At 46.2% G+C, this 23,819-nt stretch carries 19 protein-coding genes, 1 pseudogene and 1 other annotated feature; of the genes and pseudogenes, 6 read left to right on the forward strand and 14 right to left on the reverse strand.

The features are described 5' to 3' along the window. Nucleotides 1-4 precede the first annotated feature (4 nt). Nucleotides 5-270, reverse strand: a binding site (T-box leader). Nucleotides 271-405: 135 nt separating this feature from the next. Next, nucleotides 406-3,429, forward strand: a complete 3,024-nt coding sequence (locus MLD56_RS15640) for a penicillin-binding protein 1A (protein WP_029517648.1) — start codon at nt 406-408, stop codon at nt 3,427-3,429. 88 nt (nt 3,430-3,517) lie between these two features. Here MLD56_RS15640 and acsA read toward each other — a convergent pair whose 3' ends face one another. Beyond that, nucleotides 3,518-5,233 carry an acetate--CoA ligase gene (gene acsA / locus MLD56_RS15645; protein WP_029517649.1) on the reverse strand — a complete coding sequence of 572 codons (1,716 nt, stop codon included), beginning with the start codon at nt 5,231-5,233 and terminating at the stop codon, nt 3,518-3,520. 240 nt (nt 5,234-5,473) lie between these two features. On the opposite strand from acsA, the gene MLD56_RS15650 reads away from it, so the two are divergent. Then, on the forward strand, nt 5,474-6,106 hold the full coding sequence (locus MLD56_RS15650) for a GNAT family N-acetyltransferase (RefSeq protein WP_029517650.1): 633 nt from the start codon (nt 5,474-5,476) through the stop codon (nt 6,104-6,106). Between the two features lie 13 nt (nt 6,107-6,119). Here the strand turns inward: MLD56_RS15650 and MLD56_RS15655 are convergent, their stop codons facing one another. The 4 genes and pseudogenes from MLD56_RS15655 to MLD56_RS15670 all read right to left on the reverse strand — a co-directional run bounded on the left by MLD56_RS15655 (nt 6,120) and on the right by MLD56_RS15670 (nt 8,936). Beyond that, complete coding sequence (locus MLD56_RS15655) at nt 6,120-6,818, reverse strand: 5'-methylthioadenosine/adenosylhomocysteine nucleosidase (protein WP_029517651.1); 699 nt, start codon at nt 6,816-6,818, stop codon at nt 6,120-6,122. A gap of 114 nt (nt 6,819-6,932) precedes the next feature. After that, a complete protein-coding gene (ccpA, locus tag MLD56_RS15660) occupies nt 6,933-7,940 on the reverse strand; it encodes a catabolite control protein A (RefSeq protein WP_029517652.1) in 1,008 nt (335 codons plus the stop codon). Nucleotides 7,941-8,047: 107 nt separating this feature from the next. Then, nucleotides 8,048-8,388, reverse strand: a pseudogene (gene ytxJ / locus MLD56_RS15665) (bacillithiol system redox-active protein YtxJ). Nucleotides 8,389-8,489: 101 nt separating this feature from the next. Continuing rightward, complete coding sequence (locus tag MLD56_RS15670; RefSeq protein WP_029517653.1) at nt 8,490-8,936, reverse strand: hypothetical protein; 447 nt, start codon at nt 8,934-8,936, stop codon at nt 8,490-8,492. Nucleotides 8,937-9,274: 338 nt separating this feature from the next. On the opposite strand from MLD56_RS15670, the gene MLD56_RS15675 reads away from it, so the two are divergent. After that, complete coding sequence (locus MLD56_RS15675) at nt 9,275-9,805, forward strand: type 1 glutamine amidotransferase domain-containing protein (RefSeq protein WP_029517654.1); 531 nt, start codon at nt 9,275-9,277, stop codon at nt 9,803-9,805. 193 nt (nt 9,806-9,998) lie between these two features. Here the strand turns inward: MLD56_RS15675 and ptsP are convergent, their stop codons facing one another. The 4 genes from ptsP to aroA form a co-directional block, all read right to left on the reverse strand. Further along, on the reverse strand, nt 9,999-11,744 hold the full coding sequence (gene ptsP, locus MLD56_RS15680; protein ID WP_029517655.1) for a phosphoenolpyruvate--protein phosphotransferase: 1,746 nt from the start codon (nt 11,742-11,744) through the stop codon (nt 9,999-10,001). Further along, on the reverse strand, nt 11,741-13,624 hold the full coding sequence (locus tag MLD56_RS15685) for a glucose PTS transporter subunit IIA (RefSeq protein WP_023989337.1): 1,884 nt from the start codon (nt 13,622-13,624) through the stop codon (nt 11,741-11,743). Before MLD56_RS15685 ends, ptsP begins: the two co-directional genes overlap by 4 nt. Before the next feature lie 303 nt (nt 13,625-13,927). Beyond that, nucleotides 13,928-14,362 carry a CoA-binding protein gene (locus tag MLD56_RS15690; RefSeq protein WP_029517656.1) on the reverse strand — a complete coding sequence of 145 codons (435 nt, stop codon included), beginning with the start codon at nt 14,360-14,362 and terminating at the stop codon, nt 13,928-13,930. A 33-nt stretch (nt 14,363-14,395) separates the two neighbouring features. Next, entirely contained in the window at nt 14,396-15,688 is a 1,293-nt protein-coding gene (gene aroA, locus MLD56_RS15695; RefSeq protein WP_029517657.1) for a 3-phosphoshikimate 1-carboxyvinyltransferase, read from the reverse strand. A gap of 267 nt (nt 15,689-15,955) precedes the next feature. Here aroA and MLD56_RS15700 point away from each other — a divergent pair, with 267 nt between their 5' ends. Beyond that, nucleotides 15,956-16,261 (forward strand): rhodanese-like domain-containing protein, encoded by a 306-nt coding sequence (locus MLD56_RS15700; RefSeq protein WP_010345522.1) that lies wholly within the window; start codon nt 15,956-15,958, stop codon nt 16,259-16,261. Nucleotides 16,262-16,509: 248 nt separating this feature from the next. Here MLD56_RS15700 and gndA read toward each other — a convergent pair whose 3' ends face one another. Together gndA and MLD56_RS15710 are read right to left on the reverse strand one after the other, a co-directional pair. Then, a complete protein-coding gene (gene gndA, locus MLD56_RS15705; protein ID WP_029517658.1) occupies nt 16,510-17,916 on the reverse strand; it encodes an NADP-dependent phosphogluconate dehydrogenase in 1,407 nt (468 codons plus the stop codon). A gap of 173 nt (nt 17,917-18,089) precedes the next feature. Beyond that, nucleotides 18,090-18,689: a hypothetical protein gene (locus MLD56_RS15710; protein ID WP_029517659.1), complete on the reverse strand. Its 600-nt coding sequence runs from the start codon at nt 18,687-18,689 to the stop codon at nt 18,090-18,092. Between the two features lie 279 nt (nt 18,690-18,968). Here MLD56_RS15710 and MLD56_RS15715 point away from each other — a divergent pair, with 279 nt between their 5' ends. Continuing rightward, nucleotides 18,969-19,601: a YktB family protein gene (locus MLD56_RS15715; protein ID WP_029517661.1), complete on the forward strand. Its 633-nt coding sequence runs from the start codon at nt 18,969-18,971 to the stop codon at nt 19,599-19,601. A 25-nt stretch (nt 19,602-19,626) separates the two neighbouring features. Here MLD56_RS15715 and MLD56_RS15720 read toward each other — a convergent pair whose 3' ends face one another. Then, nucleotides 19,627-20,910, reverse strand: coding sequence for an MFS transporter (locus MLD56_RS15720; protein WP_029517662.1), 1,284 nt, complete (start codon nt 20,908-20,910; stop codon nt 19,627-19,629). A gap of 187 nt (nt 20,911-21,097) precedes the next feature. Between MLD56_RS15720 and MLD56_RS15725 the strand changes: the two genes are divergently transcribed. Next, nucleotides 21,098-22,573 (forward strand): aminotransferase class I/II-fold pyridoxal phosphate-dependent enzyme, encoded by a 1,476-nt coding sequence (locus tag MLD56_RS15725; protein ID WP_029517663.1) that lies wholly within the window; start codon nt 21,098-21,100, stop codon nt 22,571-22,573. A gap of 109 nt (nt 22,574-22,682) precedes the next feature. Here MLD56_RS15725 and MLD56_RS15730 read toward each other — a convergent pair whose 3' ends face one another. Beyond that, nucleotides 22,683-22,988: a DUF1292 domain-containing protein gene (locus MLD56_RS15730; RefSeq protein WP_007431055.1), complete on the reverse strand. Its 306-nt coding sequence runs from the start codon at nt 22,986-22,988 to the stop codon at nt 22,683-22,685. Nucleotides 22,989-23,067: 79 nt separating this feature from the next. Further along, nucleotides 23,068-23,625 (reverse strand): hypothetical protein, encoded by a 558-nt coding sequence (locus MLD56_RS15735; protein WP_013310940.1) that lies wholly within the window; start codon nt 23,623-23,625, stop codon nt 23,068-23,070. Nucleotides 23,626-23,819: the final 194 nt, after the last annotated feature.

The raw sequence follows: 23,819 nt of genomic DNA on the forward strand, positions 1-23,819 counted from the left end.
CATCCCAAGGGACGAGAAGGAGCTGCTCGCGTTACCACCCTAATTAAAGAAACGCATGTCAAAGACAGACATTTCTTTCACTTCATTCCTATAACGGGCCTACACCCGGTACTGGATTACTATGGTGCTTCGCAAACCTGCAAAAGCTTTCCATTCATCCAGACAGCTCCAGACGGTAATTCAAAGGAGGGACGCTACCGATTCACACCACCCATCGGCTCTCTGTACAACGTGAATCCGCCTTCTACTGAAGTCTTTCTCTGCTTTTCACGATATTTACTTTGACCTATTTATAACACACTGCTTTTATGTAGTCAACGACACCAAAAGACAGGCTTTTTAGCATATGGGTTCATTTTGTAATTTTATGCTATAATAATGGCTGTTATAAAGGAGGAAGACTTAATGGTTGAAGAAAAAAACAATGTATCAGAGCCAAAGCCTTCCCGCTTGCGGACAACCATGCGAAGGCTCGGCCGTGTCATAAAGTGGGTCGTCATCATCGGTTTTATGGGGGCACTATTTGCAGGAGGAGCGGCCGCCGGCTATGTTGCTTCTATTGTAAAAAGCGAACCCGTGCGTTCCAGATCCATGATCCTACAGGAAGTAGATAAGAATGCAATTACAGGCTTCGCTTATTTCAATGATGGCTCTCCCATCGGACAACTCCGGACAGAAGAAGATCGAAGACCTGTCACGTTTAAGGAGATTCCACAACTCGTCATTGACGCAGTCATTGCCATTGAAGATAATCATTTTTACGAGCATAAAGGTGTCGATCTATCGGGAACACTGCGTGCTGTGAAGCAAAAGGCGCTGCATGAATCCGTACAAACCGGGGGTAGTACCCTCACCCAGCAGCTTGCGCGTCGTGTCTTTCTAAATCTCGATCGCACAGATGATCGCAAGGTCAAAGAAATTTTGCTGTCTCTGCGCCTTGAGCGCTTCCTAAGCAAGCAACAAATTATTACGGCCTATCTTAATAAAGTACCTTTTGGTAACGGTTCAAGCGGTTACAACGTCTTTGGCATTAAAGCAGCGGCCAAAGGTATTTTTAATGAGAATGATCTGAACGAGCTTAATATAGCCCAGGCTGCCTATCTGGCAGGTTTGCCACAGCTTCCTTCTTCCTATTCTGCTTACAACGGTAAGGGTGAGTTTAATGAAGCTGGCTTTAAAAGAGCCATCAACCGCCAGCACCTGGTGCTCAGTCGAATGCTGGAGGAGAACAAAATCAATAAAGCACAGTATGATGAAGCGATGGCTTTTGATATCAAAAAATCTCTCGCACCACGTACTGTTAAGGCTTATAACACCTATCCATATCTTATGATAGAAACAGAACGACAAGCTGCGCAGGCACTCATGTCTGTCACCAATCCGGGTCAAGCAGCTAATGCCAGTGCAGATGCCAAAACCAAGGACGATAATGATTTGCTCAAAGAAGCTGAACAGCAGCTTCGCACAGGCGGTTATATGGTGTACACCACCATTGATAAGAGCGTATACAAATCTATGCGTCAAATTGCAGAAAATAAGAATAACTTCTCTGCCACTAGTAAAACCAAGGGTGACGAACAAGCAGCGGCTATTCTGATTCAGCATAAAACAGGCGCCATTCTTGGAATGATGGAAGGTCGGGACTTCCAAAAGGAGCAGATGAATTATGCCACCCAGATGGTTCGTCAGCCGGGTTCGGCAATGAAACCGATTGCTGCCTATCTCCCTGCATTGGACAGCGGTCTTGTGCAGCCTGGTAGTATCGTGGATGATGCCCCTATTATTTTGAAAGATGGCAGTAATGGGTATCACATTCCGAAAAATTCTAACAACCGCTATCAAGGATTGGTCACGGCGCGTTATGCACTGAATCAATCGCTCAATACGGTAGCACTCAAGCTGTTTAACGAAAAAGTAGGGATCAGCAAAGCCTGGGCTTTTGCCAAGAAGCTGGGCATCACCACCTTGCAACCCAGTGATAACAACGCCCAAACGGGTGTACTTGGCGGCTTGGCCCATGGGGTGACCGTCGAGGAGCTTACGAATGCATATGGAGCCATTCCAAATGGCGGTGTGTTTAATGACGCCTATATGATCGAAAAGATTGTGGATTCGCAAGGCAATATTATATACAAGCATCAGCCTAATCCTGTGCAGGCCTTCTCACCGCAAACCGCCTACCTGATGACAGATATGTTGCGTACAGCCGTGTCTGAGGGCACAGGCAGACTGGTGAAGCGGAACTTTGATCAATCCGGTAAGATTCCGATTGCCGGCAAGACAGGCACTACGCAATCCTACACTGATGTTTGGTTCGAGGGCTTTACGCCTGACGTCACACTGGGTGTATGGGTTGGTTACAAGCAACCTGTCAATAAGCTTGAAACGAAAGTCCAAAAAGAGCGGGCTCGCCGCTTATGGGCTCTAATCATGAATGAAGTAACAACTAAAGATGCTCAGCTGTTCCAAACGGACAGCTTCAAGAGACCTGACGGCATTGTAAGCCGTACAGCATCCGCGTATGGTTCGGACATTTATAACAGTAAGTATCCACCTAAAAACAGTGAAAATGGTGTGAGTCGTGCGAAATATATTACCTACCAAGGTGTGAATTATATTCCACGCGATGGTACACCGGATGATATGTTATATGAACGGACCGTTAGGAAACGGGAAAAGTCAATCTCAGAATTGATTAAAGAGCTTCAGCAAGCCTTTAAGGTGATGAGACGACATAATTCGTTGTCCTACTATCTGCCTCAGGATGCAGATAAGGAAGCTCCTACTCAGATTGATCCACGCAAGGACGATGGAGCAGCTCCTAACGCTCCATCTAGCGTCAACGTAAGCTATAGTGATGGTAAAGCCATAATCAGCTTTAGCCCAAGCGGAAACAGCGACGTCGTAGGATACCGTCTGTATCGTTCTACAGATGGGGGGAGCTTCCAACGGCTTGGCAAGGTCGTTATGGCTGACAGCTCCAAGGTGTTCTCTGACAGCCCTGGGGGCAGCAGCTCTAGCTACTACGTGACCGCCGTTGATGTGGGCGGCCATGAGTCCGGTCCAAGCACGAAAGCAAGCGCAACACCTGTAGTGCCACCTGCAGATTCTGAGTCTCCAGACGTTCCGGGCGAGGGAGATGGAACAGGTGAGCAGCCTACAGAGGTCCCTACTGCCCCTGGACAGCCTCAAGCTAAAGCCGCAGGCTCATCCGTAGCGCTCCAATGGAGCGCAGGTAAGTCGGCGGACGCTATTACAGGCTATAACGTGTATTACAGCGAAAGCGGTGCGGAGCCTTTTACAAATATAGGCTCTACCGCATCTACCAGCTTTGAATATAAGTCGAAGAAAAAGCCAAAAGGCTGGTTTCGTGTCACTTCCATGAATGCCATGGGGGAATCGGCTCCTTCTGGAGCCGTCCGTCCATAACTGAAGACAAGAGTAGAAAGTGATAGGAGTCCCCTTAGCCATTAAGGCTTTGGAGACTCCTTTTTTTAATTCTAATATACACTGTACTTCAATCCTCTATGGTAGATAAGTCACCTGTAGGAAGGTTAAGCTCCCAGGCTTTCAACACGCGTCTCATAATTTTACCAGAGCGGGTTTTGGGTAACCTTTCCTTAAATTCAATTTCGCGTGGAGCAGCATGGGCAGACAGCCCTTCCTTAACGAAGCGATAGATGTCCTGCTGTAAAGCTTCAGACGGTGCATAGCCTTCACGCAGTGAAACAAAAGCTTTGATAATCTCTCCCCGCACGGTATCTGGTTTTCCAATGACTCCGGCTTCCGCTACAGCAGGATGCTCCAGAAGCTTGCTTTCCACCTCAAAAGGGCCGATTCGCTCTCCAGAGGAGTTAATGACATCATCAATCCTACCCTGAAACCAGAAATATCCGTCCTCATCCATGTAAGCCGAATCACCCGATACATACCAACCGGGAAAGCGGAAATATTCCTGAAACTTGTTCGGATTGTTCCATATACGATTCATCATGGATGGCCATGGTGTACGGATCGCCAAGTGACCCATCCGGTTAGGAGGCAACACCTGCCCTCTGTCGTCCAAAATAGCAGCTTGAATACCTGGGAGTGGCTTTCCCATCGAACCCGGCTTAATCGGCAGCTCAGGGTAATTACAGATCAACTGTGCGCCTGTTTCCGTCATCCACCAAGTATCATGAATGCGCTGTGTATATACTTGCCATCCCCATCGCACCACTTCGGGATTCAGCGGTTCCCCAACGGATAATACATGCCGCAGACTGCTGAGATCATATTTGGAAACAACCTGCTCCCCTGCGCTCATCAGCATCCGAAACGCTGTAGGAGCACTATACCATATGGTCACTTCGTGACGCTCAATCGTACGGTACCAGTCTTCCGGGCTGAAACGCCCCCCACGAATGACATTCGTCGCTCCATTTAGCCATGGAGCAAAAATACCGTATGACGTTCCCGTGACCCAGCCAGGATCAGCAGTACACCAATACACATCATCTTCCCGCAAATCCAGCACCATTTTGCCAGTATAGTAATGCTGAATCATTGCATTTTGCACATGATACACGCCTTTGGGCTTGCCTGTTGAGCCTGATGTATAGTGAATAATTAATCCATCTTCACGATCCAACCATTCAGGCTCAAGTTCCTCTGAGGACGTAAGCATTTCTGTCTCAAAATCGATAATTCCCTGCTCGCGTTCATCCATATCACCAACCACAAAAATATGCCGTAGCTCAGGAAGCTCCTCACGTTTTACCCGTGACAGAAGCGCAGGTGTGGTCACTAATGCAACTGCCCCACTATCCTCCAATCGATCCTTAACCGCAGTTTCCATAAACGCCTCAAACAATGGACCGACAACAGCCCCTACCTTTAGAACACCAAGTAAACTAATAACCAGCTCAGGTGAACGTGGCATGAAAATAAACACCCGCTCCCCTTTACCAATACCGTATTTGCGCAGCACATTTCCGAACCTGTTAGAGCTAGCACGAAGCTGAGAGAAGGTGTAGGTTTCATGACGGTTTGCGTCACAATACAATAGTGCCGCTTTCTCACCCCGTCCTTCCTGTACATGTCGATCAATGGCTTCATGTGCCATATTTACCTTGCCTGTTTCATACCACGTAAAATGACGCTCTGCATCCTCCCACTGAAAGTTGTTGTAAGCTTGTTCATACGGGCCCATGTTGGATGTGGGAACTACAGTCTGGAGTTCTTCAATCTTCATGCGTTCAGCCTCCTCACAATGGATTAATGAGAAACACGCAGGACAAGATAACGCTTACAAAAATCAATAAAGCAGATAGATTCCTTTGGTTTACTGGTTGATTTAAATTGTGAACATTTTATGTCTAAAACAGTATATCATAGGTCACGATGTGACGACCATCCTTTTCATTTAATTGTTTTTTTGCTATAAGTATGGGATATGAGGAACGAGCTCATGGCGAACAAGGAGGGCGTACGTATGCAGCATTTAAAACTGTACCACTCGGATACGCTGGATCATAACGGACAAACAATCTATGTAGAAGGCCCCGTATCTGCGGATCAACTGCGTTCATTTCAAATGCACAAGCAATTAGATGCCTTTCGCAAACCAAGGGAGCAATTCGACGCGTTGGTGGATATTTCGGAACTGCCAGAAGGCAGAATTATCATTGCCCACAACGGGGAAACCCTTATGGGATATGTTACTTTTCATTACCCAGATGAGATGGAGCGCTGGTCGGAAGCTGGCATGAAGGATTTACTGGAACTCGGAGCTGTTGAGGTAGCCAATGACTATCGTGGTCTGGGCCTGGGTAGCCGAATGATTCGGATTGCCTTTGAGGATGGACAGCTTGAATCCTATATTATTTTTACGACCGAATACTATTGGCATTGGGATTTAAAAGGCAGCGGTCTCTCCGTATGGGAATACCGCCGCATGATGGAGCGTCTAATGAAAACTGTAGATATGGTCTGGTACGCCACGGATGATCCTGAAATATGCTCACATCCTGCTAACTGTCTGATGGTACGAATGGGAAAGGATGTGCCCCTCGCATCACAAGAGCAGTTTGACCATATCCGATTTGTCCGAAGATTCATGTATTAAAAAAATTATACCATTAGCCCAAATGCTTGAGCATGAACTCCACAATACGATGCGAACGATGTGAAGCTTCTACCGTAAATTCAGCATAATTAACGTGGGCCGATCCATCAGCCTTATCTGACATAGATCGTAGTACAACATAAGGCACAGCGTTCATATGAGCTGTCTGAGCCACAGCCGCACCCTCCATTTCGGTACAAGCGCCGTCCATTTCCTGATGCAATGCAGTCACTAACTCACGATGTGCAACAAATTGATCGCCAGAAAGTACCTTGCCGACAATATACCGATCGCCAAACGATTTGCAGGCTTGCTCAGCTAGACTTACAAGCTCGGGATCAGCCACAAACTCTGAGGTGTCCTGATAAGGAATGACCCCTCTGGCATAACCCAAAGGCGTTACATCCATATCATGCTGCATACATGTTGATGAGATGACAATATCCCCAATGTTTAAATCAGGATGAACCGCCCCTGCCACTCCCGTGAATATAATCTGTTCTACACCAAAATGATCAATCAGGATTTGTGTTGTTACCGCCGCATTAACCTTGCCTACACCGGATTTACAGACGACGACTCTTTGCCCGTGAATGATTCCTGTAGTGTAAGTGATTCCAGCCTTGACCGTCTTACTCGCTTCCGTCATCGCTGCCAGCAGCAATTCAATCTCTTCATCCATAGCACCCATTAATCCATAAAGTCGGCTCATTACGCATCCCTCTATTCTTAGTTTGATGATGATGTCCAGAAGAAGCTTTATATCCACGAAAAAAGCTCCATCAAAGGAGCTTTCATCGAAGGTATATCCTATTCAGCACTGCGTCTAGTCTAAATAATTAACTGACAACCGCAAAATAGTTTCATGCGGCAAAATAACGCGAGGGTTCTCCACGTTTTCCTTTTTCATCAGCTTGGTCAGCAAACGCATCGCTACCGCACCCAAATCGTACATCGGTTGCGCGACGGTTGTCAGCTGAGGACGAACCATAGAGGCCATACGAATATTATCAACACTGATTACCGAAAAATCATCAGGAACTTTCAATCCCTCATCTTGAATACTATGGATCGCACCAATTGCCATTTCATCCGTTGCAGCAAAAATCGCACTTGGCTTCTTCTTCAGGCCGAGAAAATATTTCATGGCTTCAACACCAGATTCATAACGGTAGTTCCCGATTCGCACCAGATCCTCCTGATAATCAATTCCGGCTGCTTCCAATGCTCTCTTGTAACCTTGGAAACGTGCATAGCCGTTTGCAGGGTCTTGAAGCGTACCACTGATCATTGCGATTTGACGGTGTCCATGGCGGATCAACGTGTTTACTGCATCAAAAGCAGCCGCTTCATGGTCAATATCGACCGAAGGATAGCTTCCTTTTTCATCACTCGTTGCACATAGAACGATAGGGACCGCAGCTGTATGGAACGCCTGAATATGCTCGTCCGTTACTGTACCACCCATGAACAGAAGACCATCCACTTGCTTTTCAAGCAATGTGTTGATGACACGAATCTCTTTTTCTTTTCGCTTGTCGGCATTACACAAAATAATATTATAGTGATACATATTCGCTATATCCTCAATACCGCGTGCAATTTCTGCAAAAATTGAGTTCGATATATCCGGTATAACCACGCCGACGGTCGTTGTCTTCTTGCTGGCCAGACCTCTAGCGACCGCATTTGGGCGATATCCCAATTGTTCAATCGCTTCGTACACTTTCTTGCGGGTCTGAGGTTTCACATTAGGATTATTGTTAACTACGCGGGACACTGTGGCCATTGAGACACCAGCTTCGCGAGCTACATCATAGATCGTTACCGTCACATTCCTTCTCTCCATTGCCAATAAATTTTCAACCGAATCCTAGATCAACTAATTAGAACCATGATACGACAAAATACTACTTTATGCAACGACAGCACACATTCTATCTATGTGAGATGATCGTGGAGTGCACGGGCTGTAATATTCGAATGGGATGTATGCCAAACAGCTTCTCCGCCCTTGATTAAAATGGCCTGCGGGGATTCATGCTTCACCTGAAGCCTGTCCGCGGTTTCATTGGACACCGGCCGATCTTCTACTACATAAATGATACCGTATTCAATATTTTCGTTGGGAGCGTCATGCAAATAGGACTCCACTTCCTGATATGCGCCTGCACTTATCGGACAACGTGTGCTATGTTTAAAGAGAAGCAACGGCTGTCTGATGACGCTTCCAGAGCCGTATCTAATTGTTGAACAGTAGTCATTTTTGTCATCGTCGCCATTGGATATACATTCCTTTCTGTGTCTTGTCGTATGGCCTATTCCCATCGTAACAAAAAGAACATGTAAAATCCAATGGTGACCATGAAAATTTTCATATTTTTTAGTTTTTTGTATTTGTAAATACCGATTCACTGGTAAAACCGGATAATTGGACCAATTTTTTCTCTACATCATTCATCCAATCTTCGTCTCCCAGACTTCTCGCATAGCGATAAAGATCCAGTAAGAGATTAATTCGAAGCTCCATCCGCTCCTCCAAAGCAGATTGCCAATCTACATTGGGATTGTCCGCTTCCTCCAGTACAAGCTTGCGAATGATTTCTGCCAGTTCATTGTTGCGAGCAAAAGAAATTCTCCGCGCCGTAGGTTTGCTCCCTAGACTTTGTAATAGTGCCTTAATGTCCTTCGTCACATGCTGCAAAACCTCACTGGAAAAGCATGACGAGCATGAGAATACAGGGACGTGCAAAATTTCAACCTTGTCCGCATAGATTACCTTTCGCAGTTCCAGTCCCATCGGTTTGCCACATTGACATTGCTTATGCATTTAACCACCTCATTACGTAGGATCAAACTATACGAGGATCTCATCAGAATCCAAATATATCTATCTACTAGTCTAATAAATATTTGTTAACTCCATTAAATCTATCATACCTTGTTTTATTTCGACTTTGGGACTTCAAATCCTTCCACACGTTGCAGCTATGAACAAATTACCAAAGCTTTGGCGGGTCAGAAAATGACGACAATTGCCGTCAAAGAGCAGACTACTAACATAAGAATCTGCGAAGGAATGGACTTCGGGCGTTCTTTTTCTTAAGATGTAAAAGTACAGATTACAAAACAGAGGTGTCATCATGTGACGCACGAAAGGATGGTTGGATGTCAAGACTTGCCGGAAAAAAGGTTATCGCCCTAGTGGATGAGGAATTCGAGGATCTGGAGCTGTGGTATCCAATTTACCGTGTTCGTGAAGAAGGTGCAGAAGTGCATTTAGCCGGTGCGGAAAAGGGTAAAAAATATATTGGAAAATATGGCGTACCTGCTGAAGCGGAATATGCCTTTGAGGAACTGAATAGCAGTGATTATGACGGGATTCTCGTCCCTGGCGGTTGGGCACCTGATAAACTGCGCCGCTATCCCAAAGTAATTCAACTCGTACAGGAGTTTCATGCTGCTCATAAGCCGATTGGACAAATCTGTCATGCAGGCTGGGTACTGATTTCTGCTAAAATTTTGGATGGTGTTACGGTAACTTCCACACCAGGTATTCGTGATGATATGGAAAATGCAGGAGCTACCTGGAAGGATGAAGCTGTTGTGACGGATGGGCATATTGTTTCTGCTCGTCGGCCGCCCGATCTTCCACCTTACGGAAAAGCGTTCTGCGATTTGTTAGCAGATAACACCTAAACCGTAATCACAACAGACTGTCAACAAGATGAAAAAAGAACCTTCAAAACCATGAATGAGGTGGTTTTGAAGGTTCTTTTTCGTCCAAACCATGCTACGCCATTAAGGTTTGTCACGACAAGTCTAACAGTATGGAGTTTTTGGCTCCCCCCAAAAGTGTATGCTAATTGCGAAGCTTTGCGGACATTACATATTACTGCCGTCCAGGCCCGGCCGGAGTGCAGCTGACATTAGCTGCAGTCAGCTTGTCTTCAATCGCTGCACCAGTGGACATGCCAAAGCAAACCTGAGCGACCGTCGTTGCCTCAGATGCAGTCGTATTCAGCACACGATGCTTGACCCGCAATAAAGATTGGGGAGACATGCTGAGTTGATGAATCCCCAGTTCCAGCCAAAGCGGAACGGACCGTTCATCTCCAGCCATCTCACCACATACACTCACATCAATTCCTGCTTGATGTGCCGCTTGTGCAGTCATGCGCAGCATTCGAAGTACAGCTGGATGGTATGGATGGTACATATGTGCAATCTGCTCATTCATACGGTCTACAGCCAGCACATATTGAACCAGATCATTCGTTCCGATACTAAAAAAATTGGTTTCAGCTGCCAATAAATCAGCGATCATCGCTGCAGCCGGTACCTCAATCATAATTCCTCGCTGAATGTTCGGATTATAGGCAAGCCCTCTTGCATCCAAATCCGCCATAGCCTCCTTCAAAAGAGCATCTGCCTGGCGGACCTCCTCTACAGATGAGATCATCGGATACATTACCTTGATATTTCCCATTGCACTGGCTCGCAAAATTGCAGTCAACTGGGTTTTAAACAATTCTTTCCAATCCAGACTGATCCGTATAGCACGGTAACCCAGAAAAGGATTTTCTTCCTCTGGTAGTTGAAGATAGTCCAACGGCTTATCTCCACCGATATCCAAGGTACGGATGACCACAGAGTGGTTTCCTGCCTTTTCTGCTATCAGCCGATATACTTCATACTGTTCCTCTTCATCTGGAGCAGATTTGCGATCCATGTATAAAAATTCCGTGCGGAACAGTCCTACACCTTGAGCGCCATGCTTCAAAGCTGCCTCCAGCTCTTTAATCGAACTAATATTGGCCGCCAGCCTCAGGGTGGTTCCATCCTTAGTCACGGCATCTACAGAAGCAAGTACCTGAAGCTGCTCTTTTCTACGTCGCTGCTCGTCGCGCAAAATTTTATAATGATCAGTTACCGTTTTTTCCGGATTCACATAAACTTTGCCCAGGTCTCCGTCCACAACCATTATGTCTCCCGTTTGAACGGGCAAATTCAGATTGCTCTCCAGTCCTGAAACGAGTGGAATCCCAAGTGCACGGGCCATGATCGCAGAATGCGAAGTTTTACCACCATTCATAGTTACAATCCCTAAAACATAGCTAGGATTCAAGTGTGCCGACTGGGAGGGTGAGAGCTCCTTGGCTACCAGAATATAGGGCTGTGTGTCCTTGGGAAGAGTCACCTCCGGTGCACCCAGCAAATGCTTGAGCAGCCGGTTCCCCACATCTTTGATATCGATTGCCCGCTCCTTCATATATTCATCGTCCAGTAAATCAAACATTGTCACAAAATGATCAATGGCTTCCTTCACGGCCACCTCGGCCGCCTTGTACTGACGCTCAATAATTCCACGAATTTCATTCATGAATTCCGGATCTTCCAATATCGCAAGATGAGCATCAAAGATGCTGGATTCTTCTGGCCCCACCATCTCTCGAAACTCATCCTTAATAAACTGGATTTCACTTTTGGATGTGCGTATCCCTTCATACAAACGTTCAAATTCCTTTGCAAGATCTACCGCATCCATTTTTTGATCAGGTAAATCCCACTCCCAGCTCGGCAGGACAAATGCCTTCCCGATTGCCACACCTGCTGCGGCGCCGATGCCTTCTATCATGTTTCTACCCCTCCAACATTCCTGTCATGCAGCACAACGGACATTACCGAGGCCTGACCTTTTTTTACTGTTTTAAACGGAGCAAAGCTCCACGACTTGACGCGATCCGGATTCGTGATGACCATAGGAGTCACCAGCGATGGAGCTTGCTCTCGTAGCGCCTGCAAATCAAATTTGATCAGCAATTGCCCCGGTTCCACCGTATCGCCTGCTTCTACCATAGCAGTAAAATTCCCTTTTAGCTGTGAAGTATCAATCCCGATGTGAAGTAGAACTTCAAGTCCTTCTCGTGTGGAGATGCCTAAAGCGTGCATGGTCGGATACAAATGCATCACAGTACCATACACCGGAGAAACAAGTTCACCGCGTTCAGGAACAAAAGCAACACCGTCCCCAACCAGCTTCGTCGCAAAAATTTTGTCAGGCACTTCATGAATCGGTAGCATTTTTCCATGTACAGGAGCGTTGAACAAAATTTGAGGGAGATCACGCTCCATCAGCTTCGCGATTTCCTCACGAATCAGTTCTGAATACGTTCCGAATACAACCTGCAAATTACCCCCACCCAGATTGATAAGCCCAGCCGATCCCAAAGCCTTCATCGCTCCGGTATCAATCAGCCTGTCATTGTGGACGGTCAGCCGCAAACGTGTGATGCAGGCCTCTACTTGCACAATATTTTCCTTCCCGCCAAGTGCTTCCAAAATAAGCGGAGCACTATAAGGAATATTGCCGGCCCAATCCTCCAGAACCGAACCTTCCTCGCGTCCAGGAGTTGGAATACGGAACCGCCGGATAGCCCATCGAAACAGTACATAATACACAAGCCCGTACGCGACTCCCACTGGAATTAACAACCAGGCGTTATGTGAGAGATGAAAATTAAGGACATAATCTATAAAACCCGCCGAATAGGAAAATCCGTGATGAATATCCAGCTCAAAGGTAAGCCACATGGCCAGCCCAGACATAACTGCATGCACGAGGAACAAATAAGGAGCAGCAAACAAAAAGGCAAACTCAATCTGTTCCGACACTCCAGTAAAAAAGCAAACAAGCGCAGCTGTCAAAAATGTTTTTTGCACCTTTGGCTTCAAATCTTCACGCGCTTCCTGAATGATCGCCAGCGCAATGGCAGGGATCGCAAACATCATAATGGGGAACAACCCGGACATGAAATAGCCCGCTGTCGGATCGCCAGCAAAAAACCGGGGTAAATCTCCCTGCACAACGTTACCAGACGGCGTTTTATATGTACCCAGTTGAAACCAAAAAATATTATTAAGCAGATGGTGAAGACCAAAGGCCGCCAGTAGTCGGTATAGAATACCGTAGATAAACAGTCCAAAGCCGCCCAAGCTCGATTCCAAACCTACTATAAATTGCAGCCCTCTCTGTATGAGTGGGGCAATAATTAGCATGAGTCCTGCAAACACAGCCGAGAAGAGGCCAATAAGCAGCAGAACAAATCGGGTACCTCCAAAAAATTGAAGCACCTCGGGCAATTTGATGCTTTTGAAGCGATTATAGGCCACCCCTGAAATGACCCCCAAAATGATACCAATGAGCGTCGCCGGTTGAATGAGTCCGTTTCCAAATCTCAATGTGACCTGATCGTATATAGCCATACCAGCCAATGCTGCCAGTCCCGCCTGACCTGCCTGATTCGACATACCCAGGGCAACACCAACTGCAAACAAATATGGCAAAAAATAAAAAATCCCGTGTCCTGCCGCATTTGCCATATCAGACACCATGGGGAATCCCCATGTCGACCAAGGAAGGCTGCCGAGACTTAGCAATATTGCAGCGGCTGGTAGCACCATCGTCGGGAGCATGACAGCACGACCGAGCTGTTGTAAGGATCCGAGCCAATTCATGGCATTCCTCTCCTTTCTATCCCTGATGGTAAGCCGAATAAATACTTTTGTCAAAGCAATGATTCCATCCTGCAAAAATATTTATTTACGCTACTACAGGTCCAAAGCTTTATCATCACAAGATAACACTATGAATCCGTTTAGATCCATTTCATCAACAAGGCATACATACATTATATGGATTCCTGAGAGGATAATATACTGTACCATATTCCTCATTTCGCACCAAAAACCTTCAACCCTGTGAAGCAAGGGAAGAAGGTTTTTATTCATCTGCGTATAGCACAGATTACTGATCCATGTTTATCCTTTACGCACAGCCTGGGTCACTGAGTCCTCCACCTTAATGCAACGGTCCATAATAACCGTCATTCCATGCTCCTGCGCAATGTCAGCGGCTTCCTGGCTTATAATTCCCTGTTGAAGCCACAAAACCTTAGCTCCAATAGCAGCTGCTTCACGCGCAACCTCTGCACAGTATTCACTGCGGCGGAATACATTGACCAGCTCCACAGGCTCAGGTACTTCAGCAAGACTGGCATAACAAGTCTCCCCAAGGATCGTTTGCCCTGCCGCTGCAGGGTTAACCGGAATAATCCGGTATCCCCGCTTCTGCATGGCATAAGAAACCATATAAGAAGTTCGATCTGATTTATCAGACAAACCAACAACCGCTATATTGCCTACTTGTTCCAAAATGGTTTTAATCTCTTCTCTCGACGGATTTTCAAAAGCCATCCTGTTCCCTCCTATTCGCATCTTCGTTTGTTTTTATTTTACCCATTCTACAGAAGCACCAAGCGTCGTTAGATGGTCAAAATACTGCGGATACGATTTGGCGACATGATGTGCGTCCTTAATCACTAACGGCTTCTGTGCGCGTAAACCTACAATCGTCAAGGCCATAATAACACGGTGATCAAAATGCGCGTTAATTTCCACGCCACCTTCGACACCCTCCGGTCTGCCATGTACGATAATTTCCGCTTGACGTTCTTCTACCCGAGCTCCAGCCTTGGTCAGCTCATTCAAATAATCGGTAATGCGGTCACACTCCTTATACCGTAAATTCTCCACGTTATAAAAACGGGACGTGCCTTCAGCAAATACAGCCGCAGCCACCATTGCGAGCACAGCGTCTGTTGCAGCATCACCGTCAAATTCGACAGCTTTCAATCGACCATTGCCCTTCACAACGACGGTATCGTTCTCATGTGTCAGTGGTACTTCCATCATGCGCAGCACATCTACGATAGCGCGTTCTCCCTGTTTGCTCTGCTCCTTAAGACGATGGATGGTAACATCGGAATTCGTTACTGCAGCAGCCGCCAGCACCGCTGCACTCCCTGGATAGTCTCCCTGTACCGTATACGTACGTGGCTGATAGGATTGCCGTCCCGGGACACGGAAAAACATGTAATCATCGCTTGCATGAATGATAATACCAGCCTCTTGCAATACCTCCAGAGTCTGCCCAATGACCACCTTGGATTTCAAATCATGCAGCACTTCGATTTCACTGTCTTCCTCCAGTAAAGGCGTAAGGAATAGCAGGGCGCTCAAATATTGTGAGCTAACCGAGCCGGACACCTGAATTTTACCGCCTTTCGCCTGACCACCCTGAATACGAATTGGCAACTTACCTTCACGATGGTCTACTTTCACACCCAATTGCCCCAGTGCATCGATTAGATCATCATGTGGTCTTTTGCCCAATGAGTCGGGATATGTATTAACAAATGTAACATCCGGACATAGAGATGCAATACCCATCAAAAAACGGAGCACCGCTCCTGCATTTCCCACATTCAATTCCTTCACAGCTTGAGGATGGCTACCAAAACCTGTAATAACTATTTTTTCATCATCCTCTTCCAGTACTGCACCCAGATCGGCGATACAACGACGCATAGCATCACTGTCTTCACTATGGGCAGGATAATAAATGGTACTTTGTCCCTCAGCAAGTGCCGCAGTGAGCAGATAACGAGTAGTGTAGTTTTTAGAGGACAGGGCCCCAATCTCTCCTTGCAAGGAAGGGGTAGGTCTAACGATAACATCCATAATGTACATGCTCCTTTTCGGTTCAACCATCCTATTATACGTTAATTATACAAGTTGTAGCTCATTTCTCCACCCAAAAAAATAAGAAATATTAATCTAGGTCACCCGAGTGAATCCCGTCGGTTATTTAATCTATACCTGCCTTCAGGATTAAGCCGATTGACAGCCTAGAGATAGCTTAGCTATCATACATAGAGTGTGTGTGACATTTTGCACACGTCAAAAACATACGTAGCACCCATTATATATCAGAAAAGAGGTCCGGCCATGACGCAAATCGCCCTGATTGAACCTTCTGAGTTGCGCGCACGTCTGCAAGCAGGAGAGCAATTGCAACTAATTGACGTCCGCGAAGCGGAAGAAGTAGCGGAAGGCATGATTGAAGGTGCCAAGCACATTCCGCTCGGACAGCTTCCGGGTCGTCTTGAAGAAATTGAACGCACCGGTGAAATTATCTTTATTTGCCGGAGCGGTTATCGCAGTGAACGAGCCTGCGAATATCTACAGCAGCTAGGTTATGAAGGCTGTACTAACATGACTGGCGGCATGCTGCAATGGTCACAGGAGCAATAGAATACCTACTTCACAAAAGAGACGGGAACCTTCCCGTCTTTTTTGTTTTAACTCAAAGCTTAGACGCGGTAATGCATTAAAATATTTTGTCCCTATCATAACATAGCGCCAAAAGATTACACAATCCTCTACTGCCATCATAATCGTATCCATAATTATAAATTAAAAAACGGAAGCTTCTTCTACCCATAGGGCAAAAAAGCTTCCGTTGTATTACATAATGCTATTCATACATATCCGTTCGTTCATTAGAACCATTGATGATGGAATACGCCTTCTTTGTCCACACGTTTGAACGTATGGGCACCAAAGTAGTCACGTTGTGCTTGCAACAGATTTGCTGGCAAACGCTCAGTGCGGTAGCTGTCATAGTATGCAAGCGCGCTGGAGAAACCAGGCACTGGAATACCTTGGGATACAGCCACGGAAATCACTTGACGCCATGCATCTTGATACATTTCAACTACATTTTTGAAGTAAGAATCCAGCAACAGGTTTTTCAAGGCAGGATCGCGGTCATATGCATCCTTGATATTTTGCAGGAATTGCGAGCGGATAATGCAACCGCCGCGGAAGATCATAGCAATTTTTCCGTATTTCAAATCCCAATCATATTCATCGGAAGCTGCACGCATTTGAGCAAAACCTTGAGCATAGGACACAATTTTACTTGCAAACAGTGCTTTACGTACGCTTTCGATAAATTCTTTCTTGTCGCCACTGAAGGACTCAGCATTAGGACCGCTCAGCACTTTGCTTGCCGCAATGCGCTCGTCTTTCATAGCAGACAAGAAGCGGGAAAATACAGATTCAGTAATCATGGACAATGGCACACCCAGATCCAAAGCGCTTTGGCTTGTCCATTTACCTGTACCTTTTTGACCTGCAGCATCCAAGATAACATCTACCATTGGCTTGCCTGTTTCAGCATCGTACTGGGAGAAGATGTCAGCTGTAATTTCGATCAGGTAGCTGTCCAGTTCCCCTTTATTCCATTCCGTGAAGATTTCATGCAGCTCTTCTGCATTCACGTTTAGGACTGATTTTAACAGGTGATACGCTTCACCGATCAATTGCATGTCACCGTATTCGATACCGTTATGCACCATTTTTACATAGTGACCAGCACCGTCGGGACCGATATATGTACAGCATGGGTCGCCTTCCACTTTAGCAGAGATTGCCGTTAGAATCGGCTCTACCAGTTTATAGGCACTTTCTTGTCCACCCGGCATGATCGCAGGACCATTCAAGGCACCTTCTTCACCACCGGACACGCCTGTACCAATAAAGCGAAGTCCTTTTTCCTCCAGCTCCTTGCTGCGGCGCTGTGTATCAGGGAAGTAGGCATTGCCTCCGTCTATAATAATGTCGCCCTTGTCCAGATGAGGCACAAGCTGTTCAATCGTGGCATCTGTAGCTTTACCAGCTTGAACCATGATCAGGATTTTACGGGGCGATTCCAATGAGTTCACAAATTCTTCAATGGAGAAAGTACCCGTCAGTTTTTTACCTTCTGCTTCTTTGATAAGATCGTGCGTTTTTTCTGGAGAACGATTAAAAACCGAGACAGTGAAGCCTCTGCTCTCAATATTAAGGGCTAAATTCTTACCCATTACCGCCAGGCCGATCACACCAATTTGCTGTTTTGCCATCTGGTTCCTCATCCTTTGCAACATATTTTGTCTTCTATATCGCCGCTTTACCGCATTACACTTTATGTGAATCGGAATACGTGCACTTCTATTTTAACGTTTTTGGTGTAAGAAGTGAACCCCTGTCTATTCACAGATCAAAACACCCCATTTACATGAGGTGTTCAGATGTACTACGCTTCCATCATCAGCAGTTGGTGGGATAGCGTTTGCAGGCGTTCATGGCAATTCCCGATTTCAGTCTTATCTCCGTCTGTCATCGCTGTGAACAGCTTCTCCAATGCATCGTCCACTTCCATTTTAAGCAGCAGCAGTCGGGTTTCTCCTTCATTGGAAGCGTACATATCCTCCATTTCCTGTGCTGACAGCACCGGTCCCTTCTGATAAATAACACGCTGCTTAAAGCCTGTAACCTCGACCAGACGAATGACCTCACCAAACAAAATATTTTCTACTAAAATATGATGGTCCTTGACTCTTTTGACAATGGCATGGCCCCGGGTGCTTCCAATCAGCTTCTCCAGCCACTCAGCCAGCTTGGCATCGCGGATCACATAATCTCCAGCCAGCTTGTAGTGTCCTGTGCGCAATTGTTGAAAACGGAGCTTCACCAGCTTGCGCCCGGTTCTCACCGACAAAACCAGATATGACTCATCCTCGCTCCAGTACAGCGAATACCCTTCCGATATCAAATCCTTGATCAGATTATGGATATGCCGACGGCTAAACCGGAGCTCTAGATTGCAATATTCTACCTCACAGCCCTTGTTCACGGCATTCCCTCCTTTTTCAAGTCCGATTCAAGAAGTCCGGCTACAGCAAGCCTGCGGCTTTCCCGCTTGATCTTCCCTTGCTCTATTTTATACTTCATTTTATGTAAGGGTACTTGGTTATTTGACCTATTTTTATGAGTAACAGCGCACAATCCTACTTTTGCCTTATATGCTTGTACCGAGCCTGGCCTAAAGTCGGTCAAGCCCGCTGACATTATGCTATAATCGGACATATTACGCCACACGACATGGCTTAACCCATTTACAGGAGGAAAAGGAATGACATTTAGTGGATTTACTGCAAAGGACTTCGATGTTTTTGAAATACCGGGGTTGGAGCCTCGTATGGAAGTGCTGATTCAGCAGGTTCGGCCCAAGCTGGAAGCGATTGGCGAGGAATTAGCTCCATTTCTAACAGATTTATGTGGGGAGCCTATGCATGTTCACGTTGCCAAGCATGCACGACGCAAAGTCAATCCCCCGATAGATACATGGGTAGCCTGGGCGGCAAATAAACGCGGGTATAAGGCGTTGCCCCATTTCGAGGTAGGTATGTTTGCTTCCCATATTTTCGTCATATTCGCAGTCATTTATGAAAGTCCCAATAAAATAACGTTTGCCCAGGCGCTTGAAGCCAACCTGAGCGATGTGCGCTCTAACATACCGGGCCATTTTTACTGGTCCATGGATCATATGGCTCCAGAAGGTACAGAACAGCAGCACATGGACACTGAAGAGTTTCAAACGATCATCCACAAGCTGCAACAGGTAAAAAAAGCCGAGGTCATGTGTGGGCTCCGTATTGATCGTAATGACCCTCTCGCCAGTGACGGAGCAGCATTGCTGCAGACGGTGCGTTCCACCTTTGAGCATTTGCTGCCGCTGTACCGAATGTCTTTCTCGAAAGAGTAGCCCTCGCTGCTTTTCAAGGCGCTGTTCAGGCCTCCACAGTCTTCCTGCGTGGATTCCGCGCCAGAGCCAAGTGGCAGCCAAACATGAGCAGCATCACGACCCCACTGATGATAAATGGAGCTGTGTGTCCAGCACGGTCCCATAGCACTCCTGAAACGAGCGGGCCTATAACCATGCCGGAGCCTTGAAGTGTTAAAAAAAAGCCCCATACCGTTGCTCGCTCGTTTTCCGGAATCAGTCGGGCAAGAAACGTGTTCCATGCAGGCAAAATGAGCGCATATCCCAAACCAATAAGCGCTACGGATACAAACACCAGCGGAATAGATCGAACGATTGAGAAGAAAAACAGCGTAATTCCGGCTAACAAAAAGCCAACATGTAGAAAATACTCCGTTCCAAGTCGGTCGACCAATTTGCCGCAAGGGATCAGTGCCAGCACAGTCACCCCACCGCCTGCAATCAGGAGCACGCTGTACAGGTTCGGTGAAATCCCAAGGTCCGTCCGAGCGTATAGCGTAAGTACTGGGCTGATCAAACCGATAACAAAAGACTGCAAAAACAGCGCCGGGTAAATTAACGGATTGACGTTAAGCTTTGTTTTGAGTACGCCGATCGTCTCTTGGATTCCCCTTAGAATCCCCCGCTTCTGCTTTATGTACCCATCAGACGACACTAGAGCGCTCTGTTCGAGGTCAACTTTGTCAGCAGACCTTTTCGGTCCTGGCAGCATGAGAGCAACCAACAACAAGACAATACTGCATCCTATCAACATCATGAACACCATGCCGTAAGAATGTCCATAGTGGGATATGGCGAAGTTCATAATGAGCGGGCCCAATCCTGTTCCGCCCATAGACGCAATTTCCAGTGTACCCATCGCCGCGCCATTGCTGTTATTAGGCCCGGACATTTCAGTCGTTCCGGTCATAACACAAGGCCAGAGCGGAGAAGTACCTAGACCGAGTAGCAGACACGCGACGACGAGCCACACGGGCTCTGTCAGTACGCTCAGCATAATAATCGCTACAAGCGTAAACAACAGCGCGGTCGACATGGTTCCACGGTAGCCGAGTCGTTCAGCCATCCAGCCCGCCGGTGCCCGAAACGCGTTGTCTCCAAAATACTGAAGTGAAAAGGCCAAACCAATAACCCCAGCCGACAAACCAAGCGTTTCTCCCATATATACCGGCAGGATGGATACCAGAAGAGATCCTTTCATAAATTCGACCAGAAATACCAAAACCCATAATTTAGTAAAAAAAGGAGTCCACAACCGCTGCGGAGCTTTTTTTCGTCCTATTTGTCTCATCTAATCCACATCCTCCACCTTCATTTTTTGGCTATAAAGACCGGGTTCTCCGCCTACTCCACTCTTTCGCAAATAAATGCGCCCTCAATCGCTTGCATTCCTACTTTAAACTGCTATACTCAATTTTGTTCTATTATCACTTGCACAGGATTGTCGAAATCCTGCACGAAAGGTTGTGACAACACTAATGAATCAAAGCAACACCCCGCTTTTTACTGCTTTGAAAAAGCATGCTCAGAGCAACCCGGTTCAATTTCACATCCCAGGTCATAAAAAGGGAGTGGGAGCAGATTCGGAATTTCGCGAATTTATGGGGGATAATGCCTTTTCCATAGATATGATCAACATCGCTCCATTGGACGATCTGCATCAGCCTTCAGGCGTCATCGAAGAAGCTCAAAAGCTTGCAGCAGAGGCCTTCGGAGCTGATTATACGTATTACAGTGTACAGGGGACAAGCGGAGCCATCATCACCATGATTATGTCGATTTGCATGCCTGGTGATAAAATTATTGTACCCCGAAACATACACAAATCTATAATGTCTGCCATTATCTTCGCTGGTGCGAAGCCGGTATTCATTTCTCCAGTCAGTGATGAGAATCTCGGTATTCACCACGGGGTTACAACCAAGTCCGTACGCCGGGCATTGGAACGCCACCCTGACGCCAAGGGCGTCCTTGTTATCAACCCGACATATTACGGTGTGTGCGCCGATTTGAAGGAAATTGTAGATCTCGCTCACAGCTATAATGTGCCGGTCCTGGTCGATGAGGCTCATGGAGTACTGATTCATTTTCACTCTGATCTACCGATGTCCGCCATGGAGGCGGGAGCAGACATGTCAGCTACAAGCGTTCACAAGCTGGGTGGTTCCTTGACTCAAAGCTCAATCCTGAATGTAAATACGAAAAACGGATTCGTTAATCCGCAGCGTGTACAAACGATTTTCAGTATGCTGACAACAACGTCGACTTCGTATATTCTGTTGGCTTCGTTAGACACATCCCGACGTAATCTGGCCCTTAACGGTCATGAAATAGCACAACGCGCCCTTGATTTGGCTGAATATTGCCGCTCAGAGGTTAACAAGATTGAAGGGCTATATTGCTTTGGTAGTGAAATTCTCGGCACGGAAGCTACCTACGATTATGATCCAACCAAAATTACGGTTCATATCCGCCATTTGGGCCTTACCGGATACGATGTGGAAAATTGGCTGAGAGATCACTATAATATCGAGGTTGAACTTAGCGATATGTACAATATTCTTTGTTTGGTGACCCCTGGGGATACCAAAGAGGAAATTGAAATTTTGTTGAAAGCTCTGCGTGAGCTGGCTTCTCTGCACTATTCCACAGGTCAGGAGCATGAGCTGGTTGTAAAGATACCAGATATCCCTCAGCTCTCCCTCATTCCAAGAGACGCTTTTTATGGAGATACGGAAATCGTGCCCTTCAAGGAATCTGCTGGTCGCATTATTGCAGAATTCATTTATGTGTATCCACCGGGTATTCCGATCTTACTGCCAGGAGAAGTTATTTCGCAGGACAATATTGATTATATTGTTGATCATGTAGAAGTAGGCCTGCCTGTTAAAGGACCTGAGGACCGAACAGTACATCAGGTGAAGGTTATCGTCGAGACTGACGCTATTTCATAATATTGATCGGACAACACATGCTTACAAAATATGTTGATAGTTAACAAAAAAAGCCCCTATTTGGGGGCTTTTTTTCTTGAAGAGCTTATAACAGCTGCTATTTCCAATTCTATTCGTATTGGGCAACAAGCTCGCTATATGCAGCTTCTACACGTTTCCACTCATCTTCGTCCTCAATATTGTAAAGCACCATTTCTTCGTTTTCTTCTTCCATACGAAGAATAATGCCATCCGCTTCGGGATTGCCTCGCTCAAGCAGAAGAGCATAAACGTGATCTTCTACATCAAAGGTCTCTACCAGCACCATTTCTACATCTTTACCATTTTCATCAGTTAGCGTAAGAACCATTTCTTCATGTTCGTGGTCATGATCGTGGTTGCAGGCTTCACCGTGTTCATGTTTGTGATCACTCATGGAAATACCTACCTTCAAATTGTTTTATTTTCCCCCGTATCGTAACATGATCAAGGGTGCAGGTCAATTTGTGGTATGCCTAATTTATCGCTGTAATGACTTTTTCGGACACCAAGGTATAGCTGCCGTCTTTGCTCTCTTTAATATAGAAACCAACCCGGTAATTCCCTGCTGTTTTGAAATCATACGTAAAGTCGTTCGTACGGAACCAGAAGTTATCCTTTTGCGCTCCTTTGATATCTTGAGACTGAATATCCTTCACGTTGCCCGAAGGGTCGGTGATCGCTACCTTCACTCCGGAGATATCTGTTTTCAAGGTATCAATTTGACTAAATACATTAAATTTCACTTTATTGCCTTTATTCACGTTACCAAACACAGTATCTCCCTTGAACAGGAACATATGCACGTTAGGCTGGTCGAAAACAACTTTTCCACCGGATGGATCAAAATTTACAAGTCCGTTAAAATCACGGATGGGCACATAAGTCTTCCCATCAATGACAACTGCACCATCTTTTGACACCTCTCCATTAATAATCAACTGTACTTGGTCCTTGGCGGATTCCGCCGAAATGGCGGTCCCTCCCATTATTGAAAAGGCCATCATTAGGGCCATCACTCTTCTCCATTTCATCACTACTAATCCCTCCATCGTCATCTGTTAAAAACCTTCTGTCGTACATTTATACCTAGCTCAGCCGCACAAGTTGCGCTGTGTTTCACAAATTGTCCAAAGTTTTTACAGAAGGAGCCAAATCTTTAGTTCCAGCAGCATAGGTGGTAAAATACGACTGTAGAATGTCCTAGTACACAAAGTCTGGAGGATAG

The organism is Paenibacillus peoriae, from assembly GCF_022531965.1.
Taxonomy (GTDB): Bacteria; Bacillota; Bacilli; order Paenibacillales; family Paenibacillaceae; genus Paenibacillus; species Paenibacillus polymyxa_D.